The organism is Bradyrhizobium sp. USDA 336 (assembly GCF_044908355.1).
GTDB classification, from domain to species: domain Bacteria; phylum Pseudomonadota; class Alphaproteobacteria; order Rhizobiales; family Xanthobacteraceae; genus Bradyrhizobium; species Bradyrhizobium yuanmingense.
The window spans coordinates 3,562,403-3,579,351 of sequence record NZ_JBIYDC010000002.1 but is presented as its reverse complement, the minus strand read 5'-3'; the positions used below and the strand labels follow the sequence as shown (position 1 = coordinate 3,579,351).

Sequence of the window (16,949 nt, the reverse complement as noted above, 5' to 3'; positions counted from 1 at the left end):
AGAGTTCCTTCACCATTCGCGTTGACCCGATGTTTACCGCTTCACGTGAGGCCGCATTTACCAATGCGCGACGTCGCCCCGTGAAAACACCTGCATTCGCTTGAGTGTGCCGCCTGCGCAACGCCGATTAACGCCCCGGCAACCTAAATTGGATACTCACAATAAAGGTCGAATTGCACGGATGTACTGAGTTCGATCAAACGAGCGTAAGCGTAGCGTGAGCGTATCGATGTCTGTGTTGCGTAACCATCCGAAGGGCGCGCGGTTCGCGTCCTTCGGCATCGGTCTCTGCATCTTCGCATTGATGCCGAGAGAGACCGGCTATCAGGACATTGCCTCGCTGCTGGCGCGCCAACCCGGCGTCGCCGAGCGGTGGCAGAAGCAGGTGTTCTCCGCTGCGTCCTCGATCCAGCTCGCCACCTACAGTTTTTCCCGGCCCATCGGCACCTCGGTTCCGCAGAGCGCGATGGTTCGGCTCGCGAGCCTCGACGGCGGCGACGTCACCGGCGCAATCCGCCGCAATCCGGCGCTTCAGGCACCGCCGCGCTACCACGCATCCGACTTTCCCAAGGTCGATCGCGCCCTGAAGGGCGATCGCCTCGCAATCGTCGCGCCGACGCAGTCGCCTGAGACGGCCGCGCCGGCTGCAGCACCGGCCAAGGAAGATCCCGCGACCTCGAACAGCTCGGTGTTCGGCGCCAAGACCGCCGCATTGCCGCCGGCGATGTCGCCGGAATCCGCGGCCCCGCTCGATCCCGAGCTGCAGGAGGCGATGCGCGCGCCGCCGCTGCCGCAATATTCCAATCCGCCGCAGGCGAGCGAGGCTGCGCGCGCGTTCGCGGTGCAGCCGCTGGAAGCGCTGAAGCGCGCCACGGCGCCGGCTGCTCCCGCGCGCGATCCTTTCAGCGTCAAGACATCGAGCCTGTTCTTCGGCAGCTCCTCGCTGGGCGGCAATCTCGAGACCATCGAGAGCTGGCAGCCCGGCGCCGAGCCGCTGATCGTGATGCCCGACCCCGACATGAAGGTGACGGCCTCGCTGACCCCGCCGACGGCGGAGATCGCCAAGGACATCGAGAGCGGCGAGAGCGTCGCGCCGAAGGGCGAGGTCAACGCCGACAACCAGCGCGGCAAGTCGCCGGCGGAGCGGCTCGCGCTCGACGACAAGTCGCGCGCCAAGTCCGAGAAGTGTCTTGCCGAAGCCGTCTATTTCGAAGCACGCGGCGAAGCCGTGCGCGGCCAGATTGCGGTGGCGCAAGTTGTGATGAACCGCGTCTTCTCCGGCAAATATCCCGACACCGTGTGCGGCGCGGTCTACCAGAACAAGCACCGGCATCTGGCCTGCCAGTTCACCTTCGCCTGCGACAACAATCCGGACGTGATCCGCGAGCCCGAAATGTGGGAGCGCGCCAAGAAGATCTCCAAGGCGATGCTCGACGGCCAGATCTGGCTGCCCGAGGTCGGCAAGTCCACGCACTACCATGCCTACTGGGTCCGCCCGTCCTGGGTCGCCGAGATGAAGAAGCTGTACAAGACCGGCGTGCACACCTTCTATCGGCCGCGCAACTGGGGCGACGGCAGCGAGCTGCCGAGCTGGGGCACGCCGGCGCAGACCGCTGCGCTGTCGGCCGAGCTCGCGCAGGAAGCCAAGAGCTCCGCGGAGTTGGGCGAGCGGCGGTAGCTTTCTCAACCTCGCCCCGCTTGCGGGGAGAGGTCGAATTCGAGCGAAGCTCGAATTCGGGTGAGGGGGTACAGGACTCTCGACTGGTCGCATGTGCGGAGAGAGGCCCCTCACCCCAACCCTCTCCCCGTAAGAACGGGGAGAGGGAGAAGAGCTCCCTACGCCTCGATATCCAGTGCACAGTCGAAATTCGGCGCAGAATGCGTCAGGGCGCCGGCCGACGCATAGTCGACGCCGGTGGCCGCAATGGCGGCGATCGAGTCCAGTGTGACGCCGCCGGACGCCTCCAGCGCGAGGCGGCCCGCGTTGAGCCTCACCGCCTCGCGCAGCGTCGCAAGATCCATATTATCGAGCAGCACCGCATCGGCCATTCCGCTCTCGAGCACCTCGCGTAGCTGCGCCAGCGTGTCGACCTCGATCTCGATCTTGACGAGATGGCCGGCATGGGCGCGGGCGCGCTCCAGCACCGGGCGGATGCCGCCGGCGACCGCGATGTGGTTGTCCTTGATCAGGATCGCATCGTCGAGCCCGAAGCGATGGTTGAAGCCGCCGCCGCAGCGCACGGCGTATTTCTCCAGCGCGCGCAGTCCCGGCGTGGTTTTTCGCGTGCAGCAGATGCGCATCCTGGTGCCTTCGGCGCGGGCGACATAGTCCGCCGTGAGCGTGGCGATGCCCGACAGCCGGCCGACGAAGTTCAGCGCGGTGCGCTCCGCCGTGAGGATGGCGCGCCCAGGACCCGAGATCGTGAGCACGTGCTGGCCTCGCGCAACCCGCGCGGCATCGCGAACATGTGCGCGCACCTCGATCTCGGGCGACAGCTTCTGCAAGGTCGCGAGCGCCAGCGGCAATCCGGCGATCACCCCGGACTGGCGCGCGACAAGGATGGCTTGCGCGCGCGTCGCCTCCGGGATCGTCGCCAGCGAGGTGACGTCGCCGGCGCGCCCCAGGTCCTCGTCGAGCGCGCGACTGGCGGCCGCCTCGATCGCGAGCGGCGAGAGGAAGGCATCGGGATAGAGCAGTGAGGTCGGGGTGATCATGGGGCCTCCTTCAGGCGATCATGGATTGCGCAAGGCGTGGCCGCGGGTGCTCGTCGAGGCTCTCCGCGACCTCGCGCGCCGCGGCGAGCGTGGTCATCGTTCTCTGCGCCAGCGCTGGGTTTTCGGCCGGGTGATCGGAACGGTAATGCGCACCGCGGCTCTCGCGCCGGGTCCAGGCCGCAGCGGCGACGAGCAGGGCCGAAATCGCCATGTTGCCGAGGACGCCGCGTCCGGCCTCGCGCTCGAGCCTTGCGAAATGGCGCACGGCTTGTGCAAGCCCGCCATCGTCGCGGATCACGCCGACATGTGCGCTCATCGTCGCGCGCAGCCGCTTCACTTCTGCGGCGTCCGGCGTGCCGGCGCGCGACCTCACCAAAGAGTCGGGAAGGCGTGCCGGCGGGGGCACGGTGCGGCCGGCGATGTCGTCGGCAATGCGGGCGGCATAGACGACGGCTTCGAGCAGGGAATTCGAGGCAAGCCGGTTGGCGCCGTGCGCGCCCGTGGAGGAGACTTCTCCGGCGGCCCAGAGACCGTCGATCGAGCTGCGACCGCGCGCGTCCACCGCGATGCCGCCCATGTGGTAATGCGCGGCCGGCGCGATCGGAATCGGCTGCGCCGCGGGATCGATGCCGGCGGCGATGCAGCTCGCATGCACGGTCGGAAACCTCGTCGCAAAGCGCGCGCCCAGCGCCTGGCGCGCATCGAGGAAGGCGCCGCGCCCGGCCGCGATCTCGGCGAACACGCCGCGGGCCACGATGTCGCGGGGCGCGAGCTCGGCGAGCGGGTGGCGGGCGCTCATGAAGCGCTCGCCGTTGCCATTGATCAGCGTTGCCCCTTCGCCGCGCAGCGCTTCGGTGGCGAGCGGCGCCGGGTCGCGGCCGACCATGATGGCGGTCGGGTGGAACTGCACGAATTCAGGATCGGCAATCACGGCACCGGCGCGGGCGGCGATCGCAAGGCCCGAGCCGCTCGCTTCCGACGGATTGGTGGTGACGGCGTAGAGATGGCCGAGCCCACCGGTCGCAAGCACGACCGCACGCGAGGCGAGCACGAGCGGCCGTGCCGCGGGATTGCCGGCCTCGCGCAATTGAAGCCCGGTGACTGCGCCGTCCTCGGTCAGCAGTGCTTCGGCGACGAAGCCTTCCATCAGCCGGATCGAGGGCGTGCGGCGCACGGCCTCGCTCAAGGCCGCGATGATCGCGGCACCGGCGCCGTCGCCGCGCACATGCACGATGCGTCGCGCCGAATGCGCAGCTTCGCGTCCGACGGCAAGCCTGCCGTCGAGATCGCGGTCGAACGGAACGCCAAGGGCGAGAAGATCGTGAATGCGCGGCGCCGCTTCGCGCGCGATCCCGAGCGCGACGGCTGCATCGACGAGGCCGCCGCCGACCGCGACGGTATCGGCAGCGTGTGTCTCCGGCGTATCGCCTTCGGCAACTGCCGCGGCGATGCCGCCTTGCGCCCACGCGGAGGATGCGCCGTGCCCAAGCGGTGCCGCCGAGATCAAGGTCACCGGCCGCGGTGCAAGCTTCAGCGCGCAGAACAGTCCGGCAAGACCGCCGCCAACGATGACGACGTCGTCGGTGCTGGCGGGGTCGTGGATATCGTATTGCATGTTGTTCGCCCTCAATTGCTCAGATTGATCATGCGTTGGACCGAGCGCCGCGCGCGTTCCGCGAGCGCGGGGTCGATCGTCACCTCCTCGCGAAGCGTCAGCAGGCTTTCCAGGATGTTGGCGAGCGTGATGCGCTTCATGTGCGGGCAGAGATTGCAGGGGCGAAGCATCTCCACGTCGGGCAGCTCGGCCCGGACATTGTCGGCCATCGAGCATTCCGTGATCATGACGAGCCGCCGCGGCCGCTTCGCGCGTACCCAGTTGATCATGTGCGCGGTCGAACCGGTGAAGTCGGCTTCCGCCAGCACGTCCGGCGGGCATTCCGGATGCGCGATGATCTGCACGGACGGATCGGCCTCGCGAATGCTCCGCAGCTCTTCGCCCGTGAAGCGCTCATGCACCTCGCAGGCGCCTTTCCAGGCGATGATCTTCACGTCGGTCTTCGTCGCCACGTAAGTGGCGAGATATCGGTCGGGCAGGAAGATCACGGTTCGGGGCGTTCAGGCTCTCGACCACCTGCACCGCGTTCGAGGACGTGCAGCAGATGTCGACCTCGGCCTTCACCTCCGCCGAGGTGTTGACGTAGGCGACGACAGGCACGCCGGGGAATCTCTCCCGCAGCAGCCGCACGTCCGCACCGGTGATGCTGGCGGCGAGCGAGCAGCCCGCACGCGAATCGGGAATCAAGACGGTCTTGTCCGGATTGAGCAGCTTCGAAGTTTCCGCCATGAAGTGCACGCCGCATTGGACGATGATGCCGGACTTCACCTTGGTGGCTTCGACCGCGAGCTGGAGCGAGTCGCCGCCGATATCGGCGACGCAGTGGAAGATCTCCGGGGTCTGGTAGTTGTGGGCGAGGATGACCGCGCCCCGCGCGCGCTTGAGCTCGTTGATCGCATGAATCGTCGGCGCCATCAGCGGCCATTCGATCGACGGGATCACGTGCTTGACGCGGTCATAGAGCGGCGCAGTGGCGCGTTCGACCGCCGGCGGTCCATTCCAGGGAGGGCATCGGCCATGTCGGTCCCGGAGGCGCGGCGCGGGGGAAGGTGATCGGCTGGCCTTGCGGCCGATTGGCAAAGTCGTCGGGACCGTACATTCCAGTGATCGGCATTGAAGCCTCCCAAGTGTGGCCATTAGGTGTGCCATTATGCTCAGTTTGAGAATATATAGGGCCCGAGAAAGCCGGCCGAGCAGGCCGGGCAGAAAGCCATATATGCTCAATATGAGTAGATCAAACGTAGCACGCACGGGCGAGTATCGCTAGGGCCTGCCGTACACATTCCCGTCACCGCGCACCTGTCAGGCGAGGTCGGATTGAAACGCAATGCTCCCGCTTCAGCTCTTCGTGGAATGCAATCGTTTTTGCCTTGGGATTTTCATGCATATGCATTAAATGGGCTGTCCCGCGGCTGCTGATTTGCGGCTCCGCCAAGGACAGACGAGGACACCCATGTCGACACAGATCGGCGAGCTCGCACCGGCCTCGCGTTCCTCCAACTGGCGTACCCCGGCCGTCATCATCCTCTGCGGTTGTGCCATCGGCATGCTCGGCTTCGGTCCGCGCTCGGCGCTCGGCTTCTTCGTGCAGCCGATGAGTCACGAATTCAGCTGGGGCCGTGACGTGTTCGGCCTCGCCATCGCCGTGCAGAATCTGTTGTGGGGACTGGGCCAGCCGTTCGCCGGTGCGGTCGCGGATCGCTTCGGCCTGTTCCGGGTGATGTGCGTCGGCGCGCTGCTCTATGCCGGCGGGCTGCTGTTGATGCGCTATTCCTCGACGCCGCTGTCGCTCAACATCGGCGCCGGGGTGATGATCGGCTTTGGCCTCGCCGGCTGTTCGTTCAATCTGGTTCTGTCGGCCTTCACCAAGCTCTTGCCCGCGGAGAAGCGCGGCATCGCGCTCGGCGCCGGCACGGCGGCGGGTTCGTTCGGACAGTTCCTGTTCGCACCGATCGGTGTCGCCTTGATCGACAATTTCGGCTGGCAGCAGGCGCTCTCCGTATTCGGCTTCCTGATGCTGCTGATCATCCCGCTGTCGCTGGCGCTCTCGACGCCGCCGGTGACAAGCGTGAACAGCGCAACGCCCGCGGATGACCAGACCATCACCACGGCGCTTGCCGAAGCCTTCGGTCATCGCTCCTACGTGCTCCTGGTGCTCGGCTTCTTCACCTGTGGCTTTCAGCTCGCCTTCATCACCGTGCATCTGCCGGCGTTCCTGGTCGATCGCGGTATCACCGCACAAACCGGCGGCTGGGTGATCGCGGCGATCGGCCTGTTCAACATCATCGGATCGCTGAGCGTGGGGTATCTCCAGAACTATCTTCCCAAACGCTACATCCTCTCGGCCATCTACTTCACGCGCGCGCTGGCAATCCTCGCCTTCATCTCGTTCCCGATCACGCCGTTCTCGGCGATCGCGTTCGGCGCGATCTCCGGCTTGACCTGGCTGTCGACGGTGCCGCCGACCTCGGCGCTGGTGGCGCTGATGTTCGGAACGCGCTGGCTCGCGACGCTCTACGGCTTTGCCTTCGTCAGCCATCAGGTCGGCGGCTTCCTCGGCGTCTGGCTCGGGGGCATCGTGTTCGAAAAGTTCGGGTCCTACACGCCGATCTGGTGGCTCTCGATCCTGTTCGGCGTGCTCTCGGCGCTGATCAATCTTCCGATCGTGGAGAAACCCGTTCAGCGGGCGGTTGCGCAGCCTGCCTGATCGGCTAAACATCCCCGACAAACAAAGTCAGGGAGTTCAGTCGTGGCCACATTCAAGGCGATCGGGATCGACAAGGCGGACAAGGGCACCACCGCGCAGCTCGCGCAGTTCGACGAAGCCGAGCTGATGGAGGGCGATGTCACCGTCCGCGTCGAATGGTCGACGCTGAACTACAAGGACGGCCTTGCGCTCACCGGCAAGGCGCCGGTGGTGCGTCGCTTCCCGATGATCGCCGGCATCGATTTTGCCGGCACGGTCGAAGCCTCCTCGCATCCGCAGTGGAAGGCGGGCGACAAGGTCGTTTGCACCGGCTGGGGCATGGGCGAGACCCATCTCGGCGCCTATGCCGAGAAGGCGCGGGTGAAGGGCGACTGGCTGGTCGCTCTTCCGCAAGGGCTATCGGCGCGCGACGCCATGGCGATCGGCACCGCCGGCTTCACCGCGATGCTCTCGGTGCTGGCGCTGGAGAAGCATGGCATCTCGCCGAAGAGCGGCCCGGTCGTGGTGACGGGCGCTGCCGGCGGCGTCGGCTCGGTCGCGATCGCCGTGCTCTCGAAGCTCGGCTACCACGTCATCGCTTCGACCGGGCGGGCCTCCGAGGCCGACTACCTGAAGCAACTGGGGGCTGCCGAGATCATCGACCGCAACGAATTGTCGGCGCCGGCAAAACCCCTCGCCAAGGAGCGCTGGGCCGGCGGTGTCGACAGCGTCGGCTCGACCACCCTCGCGAACCTGCTCTCGATGACGAAATATGGCGGCGCGATCGCGGCCTGCGGCCTCGCCGCAGGCATGGACCTGCCGTCCTCGGTGGCGCCGTTTATTTTGCGCGGAGTGTGCCTTCTCGGCATCGATTCCGTGATGTGCCCGATTGAGCCCAGGAAAGCGGCCTGGCAGCGTTTGGCCTCCGACCTGGACCGGACAAAACTGGCTGAAATCACTGAGGAAATTTCGCTCGACGAGGTTCAGGGCTGGGGCGCGAAGATCCTCGCCGGCCAGGTTCGCGGCCGCGTCGTGGTAAAAATTGTCTGACGGCGTTCAGACTTTACCAACCAAGCTGCTTCAATCTCGCCATGGTTCGTATGGTAAGCAGCGGGTAAAGAGATAAAGGCATCGCCCGCTGCGGGGGTTGGTTCGGAGTTGAGCATGCTTGCGCGTATTGTGTTGGGGGCTGTCACGGCGGCAGCGACGTTTGCGCCGGCCATCGCTGGAAGCATGAACGCCGACGAGGCGCGCCGCTTCGTGGCCGGCAAGGTGTTCGCCTTCACCTGTTTCGACGGCACCCGCGGTGCAGGCCGCATCCTCGACGATCTCGGCGCCGCCGGTGCGGTGCAATTCTCGGGCTCGGGCCCGGTCAAGCACCTCCGACTTCCCGGCAATACGCTCCAGATTCGCGGCCAGAACGTTTGCGCCTCGATCAAGGGCATTCCGTTCGAGCCCTGTTTCAACCTCGAAAAGACCGACGATCGCAGCTTCCGCGGTTCGGTGTCGGGCATGGGCTTCGCCTATTGCGACTTCCGTCACCAGGGCGGCAACCAAATGCTGATGGCGCGCGCTGCGGCGCGGCCGCGCTCGCTGCACAAGCCGGAGCACACCGGCACGGTTGCCGCATCGAACACCGAGGTAGCCGCGCGCGTCGAGACGCCGCGTGTCGAGGGCAGCCGGCTCGAGCCGGTGAAGTCCGAGCCGGCGAAGAACGAGGGACCGCTGGAGCTGCGCCGCTCCACGCAGTGAGCTCGCCTGCACGGGACAACCCGCGCCATTGATCGTCGAAGGCATCATCGAACACCAAGCCGCCCGCGCCGTAGTCATACGGACGGCGGCTTTCATGCCTTGGTAGCTGTTCGGGCCGCAGTTTGCGCGCGGCCGGGGGGCGGTCCCACGCAAAGGTTCAACGATGTCGCTCTATTTCTTCCGCATCAGCACCGGCCGTTATTCCGGCGCCGCCGACCTGCCGTACGAGTTCGAGGATCGCGCAGCCGCCTGGACCGAGATGACCGAGGTGTGCGCCAATCTGCTCAGCGGTATCGCGCGCAGCCTGAAGCCGAACGCCGAATGGTGCATGGAGCTGCTCGACGAGGACAAGCAGCCGGTCTTTCGAATCAGCCTCGTCGGCGAGGCCATCGGATGTAAAGCGTCCTAGCTCCGACTTGAAGCTGCAATTTACAACTATGACGGGATCATTTCCTTTCGCGCTCAATCATTTAGCGTGCAAAGTCAGTATTTCTGCGAGGGATTTCGTTAACCAAATCGGAATGTGAGAAGCTCACTTTTTGGGCAATGGCGCAGTCAGGGAAGCCGACAATGACTCGGCTGCGCGTTCCTTCGGGGGGAAGCATGCCCATGTTGAGCCTAGTTCAGAATCTGAGGATCGGGACCAAGCTGGCGATTGCGTCGGCACTCGGTGTGCTCCTGGTTGGGGCCATGATTGCAAGCCAGATGCTCGGCAATGCGGGCATTCGCGAGAGCAGCCAGAGCGCGCTTGCGCAGCAGCAGATCGCGCGCGACGCAGTCAAGGCCGAGGCTGCGGTTCGCGGCATGCAGCTCGCGGTACGAGACCTTCGCCTTGCCAATAGCCAGGCTGACATTCAGAAGGCCGTCCAGAACCTGGGCGACCAGCAAAAATCGACGAATGCGCTGGTCGATGGAATGCTGAAGCTTTCTCACGAGGTGGAGAACCGCGCTCGGATGGAGAAACTGAGATCGCTAGCTGCGAATTACGAAAAGGCCGCGCAGCAGATCGCCGGCGTGCGCGGCGAAGCCCTGGCCGCCAGCGGTGCAGACGGAGCGGCCCGCGCTGCGAAGCTCAATGAAGACGTCGTTCGCATCGCGCGCGAGGTGACCCTGCCGATTGCCGGCGAGCTCGACGTGCTGATCGGCCAGATCGCCGACTACGCAAGGCACAAATCCGAGGAAAAGAATGCCGCGGCCGCGGCACAAATGAGATCGAGCGAGCAGCTTGCGATCCTGGTCGGCGCACTCGCCATGCTCGTCCTCGTCGGCTCCTGGCTGATGTCGTTCCTGACCATCGGGCGGCCGATCCGTGCACTCACGGTCGCTATGGACAAGCTCGCCGGCGGCGATTTCTCCGTGGTTCTGCCCGGTCTCGGCCGCAAGGACGAGGTCGGCGGCGTCGCGGCGGCCGTTGAAAAGTTCAAGGTCGTGTCGGAGCAGAAGGCGCGCGAGGACGCCGAAGCCAAGATCAGGCAGGACCAGATTGCGGCCGCGCAGCGCAAGGCCGAGATGCACAAGCTGGCTGACAGCTTCGAAGCCGCGATCGGTGAGATCGTCGATACCGTGTCCTCGGCCGCGACCGAGCTGGAAGCTTCCGCCTCGACGCTGACCGCGACCGCGGCGCGCGGCCAGGAGCTCACGACCATGGTTGCTGCCGCTTCCGAGGAAGCGTCCACCAACGTGCAGTCGGTCGCGTCGGCGACCGAAGAGCTGTCGTCGTCGATCACCGAGATCAGCCGGCAGGTGCAGGAATCCGCCCGCGTCGCCGGCGATGCGGTGAACCAGGCTCGCACCACGACCGATCGCGTCGGGGAGCTCTCCGCTGCTGCGGCGCGGATCGGCGACGTGGTCGAGCTGATCAACACCATCGCCGGCCAGACCAACCTCCTGGCGCTCAATGCAACCATCGAGGCCGCGCGCGCCGGCGAGGCAGGCCGCGGCTTTGCCGTCGTCGCTTCGGAGGTCAAGGCGCTTGCCGAGCAGACGGCGAAGGCGACCGGCGAGATCGGCCAGCAGATCGCCAGCATCCAGACCGCCACCGAGCATTCGGTCGGCGCGATCAAGGACATCAGCCACACCATCGAGAAGCTGTCGGAGATCTCCTCGACCATCGCAGCCGCGGTGGAAGAGCAGGGCGCCGCAACGCAGGAGATCTCCCGCAACGTGCAGCAGGCGGCGACGGGCACCCATCAGGTATCGTCCAACATCACCGACGTGCAGCGCGGCGCGAGCGAGACCGGTTCGGCATCCTCGCAGGTGTTGGGGGCCGCGCAATCGCTGTCCGGCGACAGCAACCGGCTGAAGCTCGAAGTCGGAAAGTTCCTCGATACCGTGCGCGCGGCCTGACACGTGCCTTTTCGCGAGCGTCCGCATCGTAACGGGAGATGCCGGTGCGGCTGCAACAAAGAGTTGCAGCGAAACCACGATCGCTGCGCACGAGCCGTATTTTTACGTAGCCTCCTGTTAACGCCTGTTTGCGATTATGCGCGCAATCCTTCGGGAAAAGAACCAGCCAGCATTGTTGAACTGACCTTCGCCCGGGTCGTCCGTTGTGACGTCTGCGGCGCAGGTGATGTGCGCGTTGCCGGGTAATCATCGGGATTGTCGTGATGTCGAAGTTGTCGATCGTCTTCAAGCTGCTGACTGTGCTGTCGGTTCTCGTGCTCTCGCTCGCCGGTGTCGGCGTGATGGCGATCGGCACGATGCAGAACATCAACGCCCACACCGTCGAGATCGCGGAGAGCTGGTTGCCGAGCGTGCGAGCCCTCGGCTCGATGCGCGCCGACATCAACGAGCTCCGCGTCGCGCTGCGCCTGCACCTGATGCAGGACACCGCCGAAGGCAAGGAGGCCGCGGAGAAGCGGCTCGCAGGCTTGCGTGAGCGCATCGAGAAGACGCGCAAGGTTTACGAGCCGCTGATCACGATCGCCGAGGAGCGCTCGCTCTACGAGCAATGGAGCAAGGCCTGGGCTGAATATCTGAACGGCGTGCAGGAGACGATGGCACTGTCGCGCAAGAGCATCGGCCGGTTCCCGACGGATGCCAACGAGCTGCTGCAGACCAAGGTCGCGAAGATGGCTCAGGCCGCCGATCCCTTGCTGCTGAAGGGCATCGAGCTCAACAACCGAGGCGCCGAGCTGGAGACCAAGCAGGCGGCCGACAGCTACGCCACCGTGTTCCGCGTGCTGGTCGGCATCATCGTCGCCGCCGTCGTGATCGCGATCGGCGCGGCTTACTATCTCGTGCGCGACGTCTCGCGCGGCATCGCCTCGATCATTCGCCCGATGCAGTCGCTAGGCCAGGGTGACCTTTCAGCCGAGGTGCCCCATCGCGGCGAGAAGACCGAGATCGGCTCGATGGCGGATGCACTCCAGATTTTCAAGGAGGCGCTGATCGCCAAGAAGGCCGCCGACGAAGCGGCGGCGCGCGAAGCCGAGGCCAAGATCGAACGCGGCCGCCGCGTCGATGCCATCACCCGCAATTTCGAGGTCATGATCGGCGAGGTCGTCGAGACCGTATCGTCGGCTTCGACCGAGCTCGAGGCGTCTGCGGCAACGCTGAGCGGCACAGCGCAGCGCGGCCAGGAGCTCGCAACCGTCGTTGCGGCTGCATCGGAGGAAGCTTCCACCAACGTCCAGGCGGTGGCCTCTGCTTCCGAGGAGCTGTCGTCCTCCATCACCGAAATCAGCCGCCGCGTGCAGGATTCGGCGCGGATGGCGGCGGAAGCGGTCGAGCAGGCGGCGCGGACCAACGAGCGCGTCAACGCGCTGTCTCAGGCGGCCGCCCGCATCGGCGACGTCGTCGAGCTCATCAACACCATCGCGGGCCAAACCAACCTGCTCGCGCTGAACGCGACCATCGAGGCGGCGCGCGCAGGCGAAGCCGGCCGCGGCTTTGCCGTCGTCGCCTCCGAAGTCAAGGCACTGGCCGAGCAGACCGCGAAAGCGACCGGCGAAATCGGGGCGCAGGTCTCGGGCATCCAGGCGGCGACGCAAGAATCCGTCAACGCCATCCAGGAGATCGGCGGCACCATCGAGCGGCTGTCGGAGGTGTCCGCGGCGATCGCCGCCGCCGTCGAGGAGCAGGGCGCGGCCACGCAGGAGATCTCGCGCAACGTTCAGCAGGCCTCGCTCGGCACGCAGGAAGTGTCGTCCAACATCACCAACGTGCAGCGCGGTGCGATCGAGACCGGCTCGGCCTCGAGTGAAGTGCTGTCGGCGGCGAAGTCGCTGGCGACCGACAGCACCCGCCTGAAGGTCGAGGTCGCGCAGTTCCTGGAATCGGTCCGCGCGGCTTAGAGGCACCCGCTCGATCGTTGTTGACCTCTCCCCGCTGGGGAGAGGTGGAGTGCCCGCCCGACGATCCAGTCTAGCTGCCCGTCTGCGGCGCGGCCGGCGGCGGTGCGATCTGCCGCCGGAACAGGATACGCTGGTAGAGCCAGCCGATCGCGACCAGCACGACGCCGAGGCACATGAACGAGAGCGCCCGATAGACGCCCGTCAGCGTCCACACGTCGACGGCGAACGCCTTGAAGATCGTCAGCGCGATGACGGCGGCAGAAGCCAGCCGCGCACGCTCCGAATTGACCAGGATACCGACGCCGAGCAGCGCCACGCCGAAGGCGAGCCAGCCGATCGAATAGGTGTATTGCTCGGCACTCGTGGTGCCGCCGTAGAGCAGGACCGGGCCGTGATAGAAACGGCGGATCTCCAGCGTCACATAGGTGAGCGCGAACACCAGGGCACCACCCGCAATCGTGTTTGCATATGCGACACTGCGGTGTCCTGCGACCGCGTAGGAGAGCAGCAGCATCAGCACGGCCGGCAACGCATAGCCAAGCAGCAGCAGATTGAACACGAGGCCGCCGACATTGACGCTGGAGAGCAGCAGCGGGTTCTCCAGGATCAGGAGACCGATCACGCTGATGAGGCCGGCGATCGCCGTCAGCACGACCGCGCCGACATTGTGCACGATGCTGTGGGTGCGCAGCCGAAGGCGCTCCAGGCCGATTGCCATGGCGAGCGTGACACAGACTTGCAGCGCGAACTCGAGCAGTGAGGGGGCCGCGGTCATGCGACCGCCAGTCGCGAAGTGCCGGATCTCCATGAAAGCGAGCAGGGCCGTGAACAGGATGGCGGCGGTCTCGACCACGCGCAGCGGCGCATCGTCGGCGCGGCGGCGCAGGAAGATGCTCGCGCCCCAGAACGAGGCGGCCGGCAGGCCATAGCCCCACAACAGCCAGTTGAAGATCGGCGTGGTGCCGACGGCATCGCCGACGATGCGCGGATCATAGACGATGCGCGCGGTGACGATCGCAGCGAAGATGGCAGCCAACCGCCGCAGCACCGGAATCGGCCGCTGCAACGAGATCCAGGCGGTGCCGAGCGACATCAGCGCGAGCGCGATGGTGAGCCAGCCCTTCTCCAGGGCGAAGGTCAGCGCCAGCGCCAGCGCGCCGAGTGTACCGGTCGCGAACAGCGCGACCGAGGTTGCAACGCCGGGCCGCTCTTCGCGGCGCATCAGCGCTTCGGTCGCAGCGCCAAAGGCCGCAGCGAGCAGCACGGCAAGGATCGCAAACGGGATCGAGCGGTCGAGATGGGCAATGCGCGCATAGAGCGCAACCAGGATGGCGATGGGCGTTGCGACGCCCGCCGCAGACCACACCACGGGAATGATCGCCGAGTTCGAGCGGCCTTGCGCGAAAAAGCCCGTGACGCCGAAGCCGGCGGCGAAGATCGCGGCCGTCACCAGATGCAGCGTCACCGCGCTGTCGGTCGCGACCGGGCCGACGCCCGGCATCGGGCCGCCCGGCAGCACCAGCATATCAGGATTGGCGCGCACCGCCCATTCGGCGAACACGATGAACACGGTTGCCGCGGCCGCGCCCAGCGCGCCGGTCGCCGCCGGTGCACGCCAGGCGACGAACAGCGTGCCGCCGACGAGGAGCGTGAAGGCGATCAGCGCGAGATCCGCATGCGCGCTCGACAGCACGACCAGCATCGCGCCAAACAAATAGGCGCCGAGCGCGCCCGATGAGACCGGCTCGATCTCGCCGTCCTCCATGCTGGGTCCGAACATGAAACCGCAGACGACGAGCAGTGCGGCGAGCACGAAGCCGGCGATGGCATGGAAGGCGTGCGGCGCGACCTGCACCTGTTCGGTATCGAGACCCGGGAATATCCAGAGCACCGCGAAGGCAATGGTCGTGACCGCAAGCCAGCGCCATAGCCTGATGCGGGCGAGCCCGAAACTCGCGGCCGTCACGACCGCAAGATAGATGTAGAGCGCCCAATAATCCGGCTTGCCCGAGGAGACGAGGATCGGCGTCACGAAGGCGCCGACGACGCCGAGCCCGGCGAGCGCGGGGCCGTGCAGGAGCGCTGCGGCCAGCGTGCCCATCGCAACGATGCCGAGCAGCACGAAGGCTGTCGCAGGCACGAGGAAGTCGTAGAGTGCGTACGCCGCGTAGATGGTGGCGAACGCCACCGCCGTGCCGGCCGCGGTGAGGATCGCGGGAATGTTGGCGATCGGCAGCGCGGCGATGCTCGAAATGCTCTCTTTGCGCCGCGTCCATTCGCCGGCGCCCAGCAGCGCAGCGGCGAACAGGCCGCCGAGGAACACGCGCACGCCGGGGCCGAGCAGACCGGCCTCGATCGAATAGCGCACCATGAAGAAGCCGCCGAGCGCGAGCGCAAGCCCGCCGATCCACACCACCCAGCGGGTGCCGAGCCGCTCCTCGAATCCAGGTGCGGCCTCCGGCACCGGAGGGGGCGCAGCGGCGCCCGTGCTCGGCTCGAGCGGGGGCGGCGAAATCTCTTCCGTGACGAGCGGAGGCGGCGTCGTTTCGGTTTCCGGCGCCAGCGGCGTCGGCTCGGCGGCTGCAGTCGTCGCGGGGGCTTCGGCCTGCGCCGGCGCCAGCGGCGGCGGCTGCACCGGCCGCTGCGCGTAAAGCATCTCTTCGAGCGAACTGATCCGGCGGCGCAACTCGGTCGCCTGGCTGGACGCCTTGATCGCGATCAGGAAGGCGATGATCGCAATGATCAGCGCAAAGACGTCAAACGGGCCGTCGAACATGAAGCCTCCAGGCAATCGGCGGGCAGGGGCCGATACCACTGATATCAGGAACTTAATTTCTTGAGCATGATCTTACCGGAAAACCGCAACGCACTTTGCGCTAACGCGGCCCTTCGGGTCCGGATCATGCTCTAGCGCCGGGAGCGTACGCGCAAGCCCGGCGCGGGCCGCTCCTGGAGCACCTCGCGGCGGAAGCGGTAGAGCGCTGCCGGCCGTCCGCCCGTCTGTGTCGACATCACCCCGGTCGGTTCGACCAGGGCCTCCATCTCGACCAGGCGGCGGAAATTCTGCTTGTGCAGGTGCCGGCCGGAGATCGCCTCGACCGTGTGCTGCAGTTCTGTGAGTGTGAACTCAGCCGGCAAAAGTTCAAAGACCACAGGACGATACTTCAGCTTTGCGCGCAGCCGCGCGATTGCCGTGGCGAGAATCCGGCGGTGGTCGAACCGCATCGAGGTCCCGAGCGGGGGAGGCGTCTTGCGCGCCAATGCCGCAGGACGCCCATCGCGGCGGGCCTCCTCGATCAGCCCGGCCTCGTAGAGCAACTCGTAGCGGTCGAGCACGCGCTCCTCGTCCCAGGGCGCTCCGTCGAGACCGAAATAGAACCGCACGCGATCCTTCCGCGGCAGCGCGCGAATCGTCTCTGGCGTCTCCTCCTCGGCCCATTCGGTCAGCGCAGGGATGATGTCGCGGGCGATGATCGCGGGCGGCTGGTCGCGCCAGTCTTCCCAGGGGAAGAAGCGATACCAGGGCGCGAAGCTCGCCGCGTTTGTCGCGAGCTCGCCGCCCGCCGGGCGCGTCAGCGCGAGATAGCCGATCGAAACGATATGGGCGCCGGTGTCGCCGGCCTCGGCATGACGGCCGCGGTCGCCGAACGTGTAGAGCTGCTCGACATAGCCGAGCCGCAGCCCCGCCTGTTGCTCGACCCAGGCGCGCAGGCCGATCTCGAACGTGCGATGGCTCACCGCGTCGAACGGACCGAACGGCAGGCCGGCAAGCCCGTCGGCACCGTGTGCGGTCAGGATCAGCGGCTCGTGGTTCTCGATCGCGACGATAGCGGCGGTGAGGCCGATTTCGATTGGCGTCAGCAGCGTGTCGCTCATGCGGTGA

11 protein-coding genes and 1 pseudogene are annotated in these 16,949 nt (G+C 66.4%); 7 read left to right on the top strand and 5 right to left on the bottom strand.

Features of this window, described 5'->3' with window-relative positions; genetic code table 11:
* Positions 1-229 precede the first annotated feature (229 nt).
* On the top strand, positions 230-1,678 hold the full coding sequence (locus ABIA45_RS17745; RefSeq protein WP_404653005.1) for a cell wall hydrolase: 1,449 nt from the start codon (positions 230-232) through the stop codon (positions 1,676-1,678).
* A gap of 158 nt (positions 1,679-1,836) precedes the next feature.
* Here ABIA45_RS17745 and nadC read toward each other — a convergent pair whose 3' ends face one another.
* The 3 genes and pseudogenes from nadC to nadA form a co-directional block, all read right to left on the bottom strand.
* Positions 1,837-2,715: a carboxylating nicotinate-nucleotide diphosphorylase gene (nadC, locus tag ABIA45_RS17740; protein WP_271542657.1), complete on the bottom strand. Its 879-nt coding sequence runs from the start codon at positions 2,713-2,715 to the stop codon at positions 1,837-1,839.
* 10 nt (positions 2,716-2,725) lie between these two features.
* Positions 2,726-4,330, bottom strand: coding sequence for an L-aspartate oxidase (locus ABIA45_RS17735; protein ID WP_404653003.1), 1,605 nt, complete (start codon positions 4,328-4,330; stop codon positions 2,726-2,728).
* A gap of 11 nt (positions 4,331-4,341) precedes the next feature.
* Positions 4,342-5,444, bottom strand: a pseudogene (nadA, locus tag ABIA45_RS17730) (quinolinate synthase NadA).
* Positions 5,445-5,783: 339 nt separating this feature from the next.
* On the opposite strand from nadA, the gene ABIA45_RS17725 reads away from it, so the two are divergent.
* The 6 genes from ABIA45_RS17725 (at position 5,784) to ABIA45_RS17700 (ending at position 13,066) form a co-directional block, all read left to right on the top strand.
* The gene (locus ABIA45_RS17725) at positions 5,784-7,037 is read left to right on the top strand and encodes an MFS transporter (RefSeq protein ID WP_404653001.1); all 1,254 of its coding nucleotides are present in this window, start codon (positions 5,784-5,786) and stop codon (positions 7,035-7,037) included.
* 42 nt (positions 7,038-7,079) lie between these two features.
* Positions 7,080-8,066, top strand: a complete 987-nt coding sequence (locus ABIA45_RS17720) for an MDR family oxidoreductase (RefSeq protein ID WP_404653000.1) — start codon at positions 7,080-7,082, stop codon at positions 8,064-8,066.
* A gap of 114 nt (positions 8,067-8,180) precedes the next feature.
* Positions 8,181-8,768 carry a hypothetical protein gene (locus ABIA45_RS17715; protein WP_036003601.1) on the top strand — a complete coding sequence of 196 codons (588 nt, stop codon included), beginning with the start codon at positions 8,181-8,183 and terminating at the stop codon, positions 8,766-8,768.
* A gap of 163 nt (positions 8,769-8,931) precedes the next feature.
* Positions 8,932-9,177, top strand: coding sequence for a DUF6894 family protein (locus ABIA45_RS17710; protein WP_157286918.1), 246 nt, complete (start codon positions 8,932-8,934; stop codon positions 9,175-9,177).
* Positions 9,178-9,377: 200 nt separating this feature from the next.
* The gene (locus tag ABIA45_RS17705; protein WP_404652998.1) at positions 9,378-11,114 is read left to right on the top strand and encodes a methyl-accepting chemotaxis protein; all 1,737 of its coding nucleotides are present in this window, start codon (positions 9,378-9,380) and stop codon (positions 11,112-11,114) included.
* A gap of 263 nt (positions 11,115-11,377) precedes the next feature.
* The gene (locus ABIA45_RS17700; RefSeq protein WP_275508704.1) at positions 11,378-13,066 is read left to right on the top strand and encodes a methyl-accepting chemotaxis protein; all 1,689 of its coding nucleotides are present in this window, start codon (positions 11,378-11,380) and stop codon (positions 13,064-13,066) included.
* Between the two features lie 70 nt (positions 13,067-13,136).
* On the opposite strand, the gene ABIA45_RS17695 is transcribed toward ABIA45_RS17700, so the two are convergent.
* Together ABIA45_RS17695 and ABIA45_RS17690 are read right to left on the bottom strand one after the other, a co-directional pair.
* Positions 13,137-15,842, bottom strand: a complete 2,706-nt coding sequence (locus ABIA45_RS17695; protein ID WP_404652997.1) for a DUF2339 domain-containing protein — start codon at positions 15,840-15,842, stop codon at positions 13,137-13,139.
* 131 nt (positions 15,843-15,973) lie between these two features.
* Positions 15,974-16,942: an NrtR DNA-binding winged helix domain-containing protein gene (locus ABIA45_RS17690; RefSeq protein ID WP_404652996.1), complete on the bottom strand. Its 969-nt coding sequence runs from the start codon at positions 16,940-16,942 to the stop codon at positions 15,974-15,976.
* Positions 16,943-16,949: the final 7 nt, after the last annotated feature.